Below are 8,503 nucleotides of genomic sequence, written 5' to 3' on the forward strand. Positions count from 1 at the left end.
ACCCGGGAAAACAGACACACAATTTGACCGACCCCAAAGTTCAGCCAAACCAACTTTCAACCCGACTTTAAGGCTCTACAACAACAAAAATCCCGGATAAAAAACACACAATTTGTCCTTTAACCCTATTTCCACTCATGACCAAAATCTCTAGAGTTACAGGATAAATTCTCGATGCAACCCAGTTCTTAGGGGCTGAAATTCTGTCTCAACACCGCCCCGACACCAACAAAGCATTGAAAATAAAGCCGCTAAGCCGTTTTAGGTGTCGAATTTACCTTTGGGGACGGGCCAAACTGGTAAATTTACCAGTTTGGCCCGTCCCCAAAGGTAAAAACGTGTCAAAAGACATACCCAGACTCACGGCACAGCTTTCGCGGCTCTTCGCTATTAGGGGTGTTTTAGTAAGGGTTTGAGGCCTCCGGTTTCGAGGAGGCTTCGGGATCGCGCCTAACTTATACGATTTTTGAATCGTAGTTTCTGGGCGGAACCCCGGAAGTATCTAGCCCTCAACGAGCCCATTCTCGTAGGCAAAAATCACGGCCTGAACCCGATCGCGAGCATTAATCTTTCCGAGGATATTCCCGACATGCGTCTTTACGGTTGTCATGGAGATAAAGAGTTCATCAGCGATTTCCTGATTCGTCAACCCCTGCGCGATGAGTTTCAAAACCTCGGTTTCCCGCTCTGTCAGGCTCGCCAAGGCCACGGTGTCTACCGTCAAAGCCGGGTCGCCCTCGTCCTCGCCGGGCAGTTGCGGCGCGAACAGTTCCAACATCTTTTTGGTGACCCTGGGCGAAATCGCGGCGTCCCCGTGAGCCACGGCGCGAATCGCTGCGATGAGTTCCTCCGGTTTCGCGTCCTTCAGCAAGAAGCCTGACGCGCCCGCCCGCAGCGCTCCGAAAGCGTACTCGTCCAGGTCGAAAGTCGTCAGGATAAGGACTTTCACCGCCGGATTCATGCCGACAATCTCCCCCGTCGCCTCGATTCCGTTCATGTTCGGCATCCGCACGTCCATCAAGACGACATCCGGTTTTGTCGCGCGCACCATCTGCAGCGCCGTCTTTCCGTCCGCGGCCTCTCCGACCACTTCGATATCGTCTGCGGCCTCGAGAACCATGCGGAATCCCATGCGAATGAGGGACTGGTCATCAACCAGCAGCACCTTGATTGGCTCGCCACTCACCGGATCACCCGCCGGAGCCTCACCCGCCGGATCCTCCCTCGCCACCGCGTTTTCCCCATCACTCATCTCATTCACCTTCCTAGTATCTCCCAATTCCTCAAGAGGGCATCACCCAAGTATCGCTGTCTTTAGCGGCGGCGGGCCAGTGCAGGCTCGCCTCGACTCGCCAGCCCCCGGGAGTGGGACCGGCATCAACGTGTCCCTCGTAAACTGCAGCGCGCTCCCGCATCCCGACAAGCCCCTTGCCCCCGCCGGGATTAATGCCCGCAAGCGAAGTCGCGTTAAACACGGAAATCTCAATCCCATCCGGCGCGACCTCGAGCGTGACTTTCACGGCAGTCGAGGAAGGAGCGTGGCGCAAAATATTTGTCAAGGACTCTTGTACAATCCGGAAAATCGTGAGTTGCAAGGGGCCGTCAGCAGGGACTTCTCCGCCGGTCATCTCGTAGGTAATCGGCAAACCGGCAGCACGAAATTGCTCGATGAGCCCGTCGATTTCCCCCAAATCTGGCGAGGGAGTGAACCGAACTTCTTCCAAAGAGGAAGCCTCCGGAGCCTCGCTCACAGAGGAATCGAGGTTTTTCGGAACCTCACTCGGCGCCCGCAACACCCCCACCAGCCGCCTGGTGTCATTAAGCGCGGTCCTGCCGGTTTCGCCCATGGTTTTTAGAGCCTCTTTAGCGAGTTCCGGATTCTTATCCAGCGCTGCGGTCGCCCCGTCGCTCATCGCAATAATCACGGTCAGGGAGTGGGCCACGATGTCGTGCATCTCTCGGGCAATCCGGGCGCGTTCGTCGGCGACCGCGATCTGTTCGGACTGTTCACGTTCCAGTTCGAGTTGCTTGTTGCGCAAGGTGAGTTCATCAACGCGCTCGCGGCCCATTTGGGCAATGCGCAGGAGCAAAACCGCCACCACCAGGAGCAGCGAAATCACGAGAACCAACATGCCTCGCGCGGCTGCCGCGTGGTCTGTTTCGAGGAAGCCGACTTGCACCACGACGAGAACCCCCACACCCAACAGCACAATCAAAGTCACGGCCAACAGAAGGTTTGTTACGAGAACCCGAACTGGAGTGCGGGTGGGTTCGGAGGTTCGGGCTCGTTCGGAGGTCGGAACCTGCCCCGAGGACTGCGGCGACTCCGTGGTTTTCTTCATGAAGTCAGTTTAGCGGAGCAAACGGGGACGGTTACTCGCGAAGCAAACTGGGACGGTTACCATTTTTGGGGTGAAGAAAATCCAGCCATGCCCGAGAAAATCCGACTGGGGGATGACTACCGAAAGCCAACACTCCACGAAAACCCGATAGAATGGCCTTGTTTTAGGAATCTAAAGGAGAATAATGACCAACCCCGTTTTCACTCGCAACAAAGTCTTTACGCAGCGTACCCCGGCTGGTTATCCCGCGATGCCCGGCTACCAGGTCGGCGGCGGAACCCAGACCCTTCCTGGTCAGGGCCAATACGCCACCTACCAGCCGAACCCGACGACCCAGCCCACGCAGGCCTACCCGAACGACCCGTTCGCAGCGCCAAACGCCGGTCAGCAAGCCGACTACGGCTTCCCTCCGGCGTCAAACGCACCCACTGCCACCCGACCGGTTACCTTGGACGATGTCCTCATCAAGACGCTGCTCACCTTCGGGGTACTGCTGGTTGGCGGGGCAGTTTCCTGGTTCACCACCGCGACCAACCCGGGTCTGGGATACGCGATGATGTTCGGCGGAATGATTGTGGCCCTGATTCTAGGGCTCGTGAACTCTTTCAAACGCCGCCCTTCTCCCGCGCTGATTCTCGGCTATGCCTTCTTTGAAGGGCTCATGCTCGGCTCCATCTCCCAGCTCTACTCGACTTTGGCTGGCGGAGTGGTTCCGAAAGCTATCGGGGCGACCATCGTGACGACATTGGTGATGCTCGTTTTGTTCAAGACGAAGACAATTCGGAACTCCCCAACCCTGATGCGAGTAGTCTTTATCGGGATGGGGTCACTGTTCGTGTTCTACCTGTTGAACTTTGTCATCTCGATGATTTTCCCCGCCGCTAACTTCTACAACGTGACTCTGTTCGGTTTCCCGCTCTGGGTCGTGGTGAGCCTGGTGGCAATCGTCCTCGCCGCACTGTCCCTGGTGACCGACTTCGACTTCATCATGCGCGCAGTGGAAAATCGCGCTCCGGCGGAAACCGCTTGGACCGCCGCTTTCGGCTTGATGGTGACGCTGGTGTGGCTCTACCTGGAGTTCCTGCGCCTGTTCGCCCTCTTTGCCTCATCCGACAACTAAAAATCGAGGTTTTCCCCGCGGCCCTCCCCGGCGATAACCGGTTTAGGCCGCGAAGGAAAACCCACTAAACTGAAACTATGACTGTCACTGTTCGCCCTCCCGAGGTTCAAGATGCCGCCGGAATGGGGGTTGCTCATGCCCGCATGTGGCTCGCACATTACGGAAAGTTTATCGACCCGAAATATCTCGGGCGCTTTGATGAAGCAGTCCTGGTTGACCAATGGCACCGCCTCCTGACAACCGACCTTGCCGGTCGGCGCGTCGCGATCGCGGTCGAGCATGGGCGCGTCGTGGGGATCGCGATGACAGTCCCCACGATTAGAACCGAAAACGTGGCGCTGCCGGCGCGAAACCGCGAAGTCTCCATGCATTATCTCATGAGTGAATATCAAGGTCAGGGTCTCGGGCGGCGCTTGCTGGAGTATGTTCTCGGCCCGCAAGAGCCCGCCCAACTGTGGCTTCCCAGTGGCTACGAGAGCGAGAAACGCGCCCATCGCTTCTATCGTCGAGCCGGATTCCTCTCGGACGGAGCCGTGACGGGACGCGAAGTGAACTACGGCCTAGTTTTGAACCGAATGGTGCGTTAATGGAAAAGAAAACACGTCAAACTACCTCTAAAGAGAGCCCTCGCAACTGGCTGCGCGAAGTGCGGGCGCTCCGCACCATCACTCACCAACACCCGAACCTAGACGAAGTCGAGCCCATTGCCCCACCGAAAGTCATCCACGGATCCAATGCCGCCGATGAGGTGGCGTGGCGAGTTCGGGTCGCGGCCGCGTGGGCATGGCGCCTCATCGTGATTACGGTCGCGGTGGCGGGAATCACCTGGGGAATCTCCAAGGTCACGGTCGCTTTCATCCCGATTGCCTTGGCGCTACTCTTGACGCTCTTGTTGGAACCGGTACACTTCCAGTTACAGAAATGGCACGTCAACAAGACGTTATCCGCGGCAATTTCGCTCATTCTCGGACTCGGGCTGTTGACCCTCGCAATTTGGCTGGCGGTTTCACAACTCGCCCACGGCGTCCCCGCCCTGGTCAAGAAGGCCGGTGGCGGTTTCGACAAGCTCATTGCGTGGCTGAGCGATGGCCCCTTGGCGCTGCAGCAAACGGAAATCGACAAGTACGTCGGCGAATTCACCTCCCAGTTGGCGGGGCTTTTGGAGCGCTATTCTTCCTCGATTGCGTCTTCGGCCTGGTCGGTGACTTCCTCGGTGGTGAGCGTGTTCGCCATGATCCTCATCGCGTTGTTCTGCCTGTTTTTCTTCCTCAAAGATGGGCGTCAGATTTGGGTGTGGCTCATGCGGATGTTGCCGGTGTCTTTTCGGGAGCCGGTTCACGAGGCGGGGATTCGCGGCTGGATTACGCTGAAGGGCTACATCAAGGCGCAAGCCATGGTGGCCTGTGTTGATGCCGTCTTCATCTCGATAGGCGCCGGAGTCTTGGGCGCCGGTTCCATGACGATTCCCCTGGCGATGTTGATTTTCCTCGGTTCTTTCATCCCGATCGTTGGTGCTTTCACGACCGGCACGATTGCGGTTTTGGTGATTCTGCTCGATCAAGGGCTCATCAAGGCGCTCATCATGCTCGGAGTCATCTTGGCGGTTCAACAAATCGAAGGCAACGTTCTCCAGCCCCTCCTCATGTCCTCCGCAGTCAGCCTCCACCCGCTCGCGGTGCTGCTCTCCATCACCGTAGGAACCTACTTTGCGGGGATTATGGGCGCGCTCTTGGCAGTGCCGATTGTGGCCTTCATCAACACGGTGATGCTCTATCTGACCGGCCACGACACCATGCCGCGGCTGGCGGGAAAGCACGACCGGATTGGCGGGCCTCCCGGGACGATTCATGCCCAGATTAAGGCTTCTTATGAGCGCCCCGAGGAGATTTTGACCAAGGAGGCGCTGGCTAAGGCCGCAGCAGACAAAGAGGAACAGGCTGCTGTTGCCAGTGCTGCCGCCGAGGCCGCCCGTAGCGAAGCAGTGGAGGCACGGAAGAAAGCCGATGCCGCCGCGGGAGCCTCGGAATCAGTGGGCGCCGCGAGGGCTACAAACGGCGAGGGCTCCGCGGAGGCGGGTGCCAAGGAGTCACCAGCTGAGACTCCAGGCAAACCGGAATAATCGCGCTTTCTCGCAGCTTATGCTGATAGCGCCCCCTAGCCGGCTAGGGGTAACCACGTTTTCCCCCGGGCTCCGTCAGGAATGAGTCTGTTCTGCGCTAGTGCTATGGTGTTTTTAGGTTGTGTACCTGGAGGTACTTACGTAACTCAGGAGATTTTGGCCTCTGCTGCCACTATTTCCACCAATGGCCAATTTTTCCTCAGTTACGGAACATCTTTTCGGTATAGCCCAAATCTAAGGAGCCCAAATTCAAACACCTAAAGCGTACAGAGCCTCAGGAATCTAGTTCGCGACGCAGTTCGACGTTGATTTCTTCGCAGGCTTCCGCCAAAGAAGGCCCTTCCACCAGGCCGAGATGCCAAAAGTCCCAACCGTCGCCTACCGAGTCCGGCGCCCCCACCGCCAAGGCTGCGTCACGTGGAGTGGAGAACGTCCGACCTTCCAACTCGATGGCCCCGCGCTCCAGCAAGGTTGCCTGGATTACCGAAGGCTCTGGGCCCTCGCCCAAGTTCGCCTGGCCAAAAAGTGGGGTGTCCTCCCCAGTGACCTGGGCAATTGCCTCGAGTCCGGCGCTGTCATGTGAGAGCAGCCCGTTGATGTCCACAAAATCCTCTTCATCGGTAGCGGGGGAGATTTCATCTGGAAGGCCCGCCTGGGCTTCGTCACTATCCGCACGATGGGAATGGTGATGCAGGGAAACCGAATCGGAGGGTTCCGCCTCGGGAAAGCTGCCCTTCTCAGCGTCAGGTTCCGCTCCGAAAACCACCTGAGAGAAGCTCGGCTCACCGTCCTCAGGCCTAGAATCGTGTGCGGTCGTGAACAGGGACTCCACCGGCTCATCGTCCTCGTCTCCAGCCAGCGGGGAAACGGGGGAACTCTTGGCGGCTTCCATAATGGAATGCCGCGAAATTGAGCCTGTTTGGAGGCTCGGCTCATCAACCGGCTGGGGGGCGGTTGCAGGAATGGTCGCCAGTTCCTGCTCCGAATCGGGCGAGGGCGCCGACGCGGGCGCCTCTGCTGCGACCGCCGCGGAAACCGGAGTTGCCGCGGAGCCTGATTCGGCCGCGCTTGGCGCGTTTTTCGGGCTGGCACTTGTTGAATCCCCGTGGAAAGAATCGTCCGAGACCGAAGCCGACTGCGGGCTCGAGAAATCCTCCGCCGCCGTAGAAGTCAAGGCGGGCATCCGCGCGGCACGTCCCGCCAAGAGATTCGTATCGTGGCTGAACAGCGAGGCCGCAACCCGCTGGACATCAAGGAAACGCCGCCCGTTGGACATCTCGCGGACGCTGACGTGGTGAACCTCCAGGCCGGAAGTTGTCAGAGCATCCAGAGCCGGCCGCACCCCGGGGTCGATCTCGGTCGTGACGAGGATTAGTCGCGGTCCGGCAGTGAGATTCGGGGGCATTGCGTCGCGGAACTGGGTCCAACCGGAGCGGAAGGCTCCCACTCCCCCAGGATAGGCGGCAGCAAGATCATTCCACCCGAGATTCGAGATGGCGCCGAGCCGCGCTAAAGATTCAATCAGCGTCTGGGAATTTAACTTTTCCATGACTTCAACCAGAACTACCTGGCCGGAGCCGTCCAGAGCGGTCAGACGCGGAGAAGACTCGGGAGTGACGATTGTTGAATCCGGCTCCGTCAGCGCATCCGCGGGCATTCCCGCTACCGGAACCGCGGCTGTTGACAGATCACTCCAGGTCACGGGGAAAAGAGGGCGGGCTATGACTTCGAGGACCTGGCGGCGCACCGAGTCGAGAATCTCCCCTTGGGCTTCGGAACCGACCGGATGTCCGAACTGGGCAGGAATCAGGTGGCCTTGGTCATACTCGAAAAGAGACATCTCAACCTCACTCTTCTTGGCGCCGGGCGCTGGCACGTTGAAAACCGCGCTCAATAGCCTCAGACGTTGCCTACTTGCCCTATCATCTCACGTTTTCACTCCTGTTACACACACGCCCCGCTTTTTTCGGGGAAATTTTTTGAGGGGAGTACCTGAATAACCACACCTATCCCTAAAATATGGCGAATTGGCGCATCAGTTTTCACGCCAGTAACAATAGTTGCCTGAAGTAACGAATATCAGAGGGGGTGTGGTTATTCGGGTACGCTATCCGCGAGAAGGAGCCGCGCGAGGTGGATACCATCGCGTCCGGCAAGCTGGGTGGCCTGGGTTCGGCAAGAGAACCCGTCAGCGAGGAAAACCGCGTCAGGATGCGCTTTCAGGGCAGGGAGTAAGGCGTGTTCCGCGACTTTCTTCGAAACCTCGAGGTGACCGGCCTCCATCCCGAAGTTACCGGCCATCCCGCAGCATCCCGAAAGCTCGGTTAGGGTCGCGCCGGTTCGAGCGAGGAGTTCCCGGTCTGCCTTCCAACCCAGGACGCTGAAGTGATGGCAGTGGGGCTGGGCGACGATTTCGAGCCCCTCCAGATTCGGAGGCGTCCAGCGTTCGCCTGGTCCAAGTTCGGGGTCGGTCAGAAGTTCCGCCAGGGTCATCGTGGCGCCGGCAACTGCGTGAGCTCGCGGGTCATCCGGCAGCAATCGCGGCAGGTCCTCGCGCAGGGTCGCGGTGCAGGATGGTTCGACACCAATAATCGGGATGCCGTTCACCGCAAGGGGTCCGAGAACTCCACAAAGGCGAGTGAGGTTTTTTCGCGCCTTGTCGAGCTGGCCGGTGGTGACATAGGTTAGTCCGCAACAAGCGGGTTTCGGAATAAAGACGCGATAGCCGGCCTTTTCGAGGAGTTCCACCACGGCTTCGGCTCCGTCTGGGTCGATGCCTTCGGAGAAGGAATCCGCCCAGACCGCAACGGTAGGAAATGAGTCGTGGGGGGGGGGGGGGGGGGTGGTGGTGGGGGGGGGGGGGGGGGGGGAAATACACCCACCCCCCCCCCAAAAGTGTTATGGTAGACAAGTGGGGGCTGG

At 58.8% G+C, this 8,503-nt stretch carries 6 protein-coding genes and 1 pseudogene; 3 read left to right on the forward strand and 4 right to left on the reverse strand.

Features of this window, described 5'->3' with window-relative positions; all coding sequences use genetic code 11:
• Positions 1–502: 502 nt before the first annotated feature.
• Positions 503–1,252, reverse strand: coding sequence for a response regulator (locus FYJ63_RS10815; protein ID WP_154546594.1), 750 nt, complete (start codon positions 1,250–1,252; stop codon positions 503–505).
• A gap of 31 nt (positions 1,253–1,283) precedes the next feature.
• Complete coding sequence (locus FYJ63_RS10820; protein WP_154546596.1) at positions 1,284–2,342, reverse strand: sensor histidine kinase; 1,059 nt, start codon at positions 2,340–2,342, stop codon at positions 1,284–1,286.
• Between the two features lie 184 nt (positions 2,343–2,526).
• Here FYJ63_RS10820 and FYJ63_RS10825 point away from each other — a divergent pair, with 184 nt between their 5' ends.
• The 3 genes from FYJ63_RS10825 (at position 2,527) to FYJ63_RS10835 (ending at position 5,581) form a co-directional block, all read left to right on the forward strand.
• Complete coding sequence (locus tag FYJ63_RS10825; protein WP_154546598.1) at positions 2,527–3,462, forward strand: Bax inhibitor-1/YccA family protein; 936 nt, start codon at positions 2,527–2,529, stop codon at positions 3,460–3,462.
• Between the two features lie 77 nt (positions 3,463–3,539).
• Entirely contained in the window at positions 3,540–4,049 is a 510-nt protein-coding gene (locus FYJ63_RS10830; RefSeq protein WP_154546600.1) for a GNAT family N-acetyltransferase, read from the forward strand.
• Positions 4,049–5,581 carry an AI-2E family transporter gene (locus tag FYJ63_RS10835; protein ID WP_154546602.1) on the forward strand — a complete coding sequence of 511 codons (1,533 nt, stop codon included), beginning with the start codon at positions 4,049–4,051 and terminating at the stop codon, positions 5,579–5,581. The genes FYJ63_RS10830 and FYJ63_RS10835 overlap by 1 nt, the downstream gene beginning before the upstream one ends.
• Positions 5,582–5,855: 274 nt before the next feature.
• Here the strand turns inward: FYJ63_RS10835 and FYJ63_RS10840 are convergent, their stop codons facing one another.
• Positions 5,856–7,421: a cell surface protein gene (locus FYJ63_RS10840; protein ID WP_154546604.1), complete on the reverse strand. Its 1,566-nt coding sequence runs from the start codon at positions 7,419–7,421 to the stop codon at positions 5,856–5,858.
• Between the two features lie 254 nt (positions 7,422–7,675).
• Positions 7,676–8,395, reverse strand: a pseudogene (locus FYJ63_RS10845) ((Fe-S)-binding protein); the annotation flags it as partial.
• Positions 8,396–8,503 lie beyond the last annotated feature (108 nt).

The sequence above is a fragment of the Mobiluncus porci genome (genome assembly GCF_009695935.1).
GTDB classification, from domain to species: Bacteria; Actinomycetota; Actinomycetes; order Actinomycetales; family Actinomycetaceae; genus Mobiluncus; species Mobiluncus porci.

Coding starts and splice junctions, on each gene's coding strand:
- FYJ63_RS10825 (WP_154546598.1), top strand. CDS start 2,527: ATGACCAACCCCGTTTTCACTCGCAACAAAGTCTTTACGCAGCGTACC.
- FYJ63_RS10820 (WP_154546596.1), bottom strand. CDS start 2,342: ATGAAGAAAACCACGGAGTCGCCGCAGTCCTCGGGGCAGGTTCCGACC.
- FYJ63_RS10840 (WP_154546604.1), bottom strand. CDS start 7,421: ATGTCTCTTTTCGAGTATGACCAAGGCCACCTGATTCCTGCCCAGTTC.
- FYJ63_RS10835 (WP_154546602.1), top strand. CDS start 4,049: ATGGAAAAGAAAACACGTCAAACTACCTCTAAAGAGAGCCCTCGCAAC.
- FYJ63_RS10815 (WP_154546594.1), bottom strand. CDS start 1,252: ATGAGTGATGGGGAAAACGCGGTGGCGAGGGAGGATCCGGCGGGTGAG.
- FYJ63_RS10830 (WP_154546600.1), top strand. CDS start 3,540: ATGACTGTCACTGTTCGCCCTCCCGAGGTTCAAGATGCCGCCGGAATG.